The sequence below is a fragment of the Spirillospora sp. NPDC052269 genome, assembly GCF_040679435.1.
In the GTDB taxonomy this organism is placed as follows: domain Bacteria; phylum Actinomycetota; class Actinomycetes; order Streptosporangiales; family Streptosporangiaceae; genus Spirillospora.
The window spans coordinates 1-3,145 of the sequence record NZ_JBFAUU010000044.1; the positions used below are offsets into that span (position 1 = coordinate 1).

The 3,145-nt window shown below is 69.2% G+C and carries 2 protein-coding genes; both read left to right on the top strand.

Annotated elements, in window-relative coordinates:
• Window positions 1-74: 74 nt before the first annotated feature.
• Window positions 75-1,697, top strand: coding sequence for a condensation domain-containing protein (locus AB0L06_RS43460; protein WP_500237630.1), 1,623 nt, complete (start codon window positions 75-77; stop codon window positions 1,695-1,697).
• A gap of 3 nt (window positions 1,698-1,700) precedes the next feature.
• On the top strand, window positions 1,701-3,145 hold a 1,445-nt coding region (locus AB0L06_RS43465), incomplete at its 3' end, for a condensation domain-containing protein (RefSeq protein ID WP_500237631.1).

Here is a 3,145-nt window from a genome sequence, read left to right on the forward strand (position 1 = left end):
TGCCGGCGCCCGACTTTGCTTCCGTTTCCTCGGGACGAGCACCGCGCACACCACAGGAGGAGATCCTCTGCCGTTTGTTCGCCGAGGTCCTCGGGTTGGACCAGGTGTCGATCGACGACGGATTCTTCGAACTCGGCGGCGACAGCATCATCTCCCTGCAGGTCGTCTCCCGCGCGCACAAGGCCGGGCTGACGATCACCGCCAAGGACGTCTTCCAGCACAAGACACCACAAGCCCTCGCCGCCATCGCCGAACCCGTGAACGACCGGCACGTCACCCACGACGACGGCCAAGGCGACATCCCCCTCACGCCCATCATGCGACAGCTCGCCGAACGGGACGGACTGACCGGCCCGATTCACCAGGCGATGACGGTCTGGACTCCGCCTGCGATGAGCATGGACGACCTGACCGCCACTCTGCAGTCAGTACTGGACCACCATGGTGCGTTGCGGATGCGGCTGGATCGGGACACGCTCTGGGGACGTCCGCCCGGTGAGGTCCGCGCAGCGGACCTGCTGCGCAGAAGCGACGCCGCCACCTGTGACGAACGAGCCCTGTCCGAGCACCGCGAGGCGGCCGTGCGGCACCTGGATCCCGAATCCGGGGTGATGCTTCAGGCGGACTGGTTCGACGCCGGATCCCGAGCCCCCGGACGGCTGCTGATCGTCGCGCATCACCTCGCGGTCGACGGTGTCTCGTGGCGGATCCTCCAGGAGGACCTCGCCACGGCCTGGGACGCGATCACGTCCGGCGAGGTGCCCGTCCTCCCTCCCGTGTCCACCTCGTTCCGTACCTGGGCCCGCCTTCTCACAGAGGCGGCGACCGCGCGGTCCACGGTCGAGGAACTGCCGATCTGGCTGGCGACGTCCGCGTCGGCGCGCACCTCGGAGCCCGGCCCGCAGCGTGCGGCGGAGCCTGACGCCTTGCGGATGATGTTGTCCGTCGAGACGACGACGGCAGTGCTGACGACGGTTCCGGCCGCGTTTCATGCCGACGTGACCGAGGTGCTGCTGACAGGAATGGCCCTCGCGCTCGCCGACTGGAGGAGCGACACCGCCGTGCTCGCGGCGCTCGAACGGCACGGACGTGAGGCGGGTCTGGCGGACGGCGTCGACCTGTCACGGACCGTGGGCTGGTTCACCAGCACGCATCCGGTGCGGCCGGATCTCGGCGAGGTCGCCTGGGAGGACGTCTGGTCGGGCGGGCACGGCGTGGCCGCCGCCGTCAAGAAGGTCAAGGAGCACCTGCGGGCACTCCCGAACAACGGGATCGGTCACGGCCTGCTCCGCCACCTCAACGAGACGACCGCTCCGGCGCTCGCCGAACTCGACGAGCCGTTCCTCCTTTTCAACTATCTGGGGCGCTTCGCCATGACGGCCGGGGAACCGATCCCGTGGACGCCGGTGGGGGAGGACCGACCTGCGGCGGTGACTCTGACCCACACCGTCGACGTCGACGCCATGACCGAGGACACGCCCGCCGGCCCTCGCCTGGTCGCCGACTGGGCCTGGGATCCAGGCCGACTCGCCGAGGAGGACGTGCGGCATCTCGGCCGGACGTGGTTCCGCGCGCTGGAGGCGCTCGTCGCGTGCGCGGAACGCGGGGATGCGGGGGGCCGTACGCCGTCGGACCTGGGCCTGATCACTCTCACGCAGGACGACATCGACCAGCTCGAGATGGAGTGGGGGCAGTAGCGCATGAGCGGACACGGGTTGGCCGACGTCTGGCCGTTGGCGCCGATGCAGAAGGGCATGCTGTTCCACTCGGCGTACGACCACGAGGCCACCGACGTCTACCGCGGTCAGGTGATCTTCGACCTGCGCGGGCGGCTGGACATCGGCGCGCTCCAGCGGGCGGGCCGCGCGCTCCTGCGCAGGCACGCGACACTACGCGCGGGCTTTCGGACGCTGAAGTCGGGCGAGGCGGCCCAGTTCGTTCTGCGCGAGGTCGACCTGCCGTGGCAGGAGGTCGATCTCCATGGGACGACCGAGCCGGAGAGGGCGCGGCGGCTGGACGAGGTGATGAACCAGGAGTGGTCCCACCGGTTCGTGCTCGCCGAACCGCCGCTGATGCGCCTGACCGCGATCCGCCTGGACGAGGAACGGTCGAAGGTCGTCCTGACCGTCCATCACATCCTCTGCGACGGTTGGTCGACCTCGATCATCGCGAACGAGCTCATCGAGCTCTATCGGCGTTCCGGTGATGACAGCACGCTCCCGCCCGCCACCCCCTACCCGGAATACCTGGCCTGGCTCGGGCGGCAGGACCTGGGCGCGGCACGGACCGCCTGGCGGGAGGCACTGCGGGACAGCGAGCCCACCATCATGGCGCCCGCGAAGGGGGACAGGACGCCTGTCGACCCGGACGAGATCAGGGTCGAGCTGACCACCGCGCTCGCCACACGCCTCCAGGAGCAGGCTCGCATCCACGGCCTGACCATGAGCACCGTGATGCGAGGCGCCTGGGCGCTGCTGCTGGGCCGCCTCACCGATCGCCGCGACGTCGTCTTCGGGGGGACGACGGCGGGCCGTCCGCCCGAGCTTCCCGGGATCGACATAGCGGTGGGGATGTTCATCAACACCCTGCCGGTCCGTGCGCGCTGGCGGGAGGACGAGCGGATGCTGGACCTGCTCGTCCGGATGCAGAAGCAACAGGCAGTGCTGTTGCCGCACGAGCACCTGACCCTATCGGAGGTGCAGGGACTCGCAGGTGCGCGCGAACTCTTTGACACGCTGACCGTCTTCCAGAACTACCCGATCGACCTACTGGACCTGCACGAAACGACCGCCCGGGCGGTGGGCGAGGGGCTCACCCTCGCCGGAGTCGGCGGCCGGGACGCGACCCACTATCCGCTCACGTTCACTGCCATGCCCCAGCGTTTTCGGCTCACGTACCGGCCGGATCTGTTCGACAAGGAAAGCGCCGAGGAACTGGTCTCACGGCTGCTGCTGGTGCTCGAACGGTTGGCGGCGACACCCGACGCGCGAATCGGCGAACTCGGGATTCTCCTGGAGGGTGAGCGGTCGCGTCTGGTCGAGGGTGTGAACGTTGGTGGGGTCGGTGTTGTTGATGCGACGGTGCCGGGGTTGTTCGGGCGGGTGGTGGCGCGTTCGCGGGATGAGGTCGCGGTTGTTGACGGGGA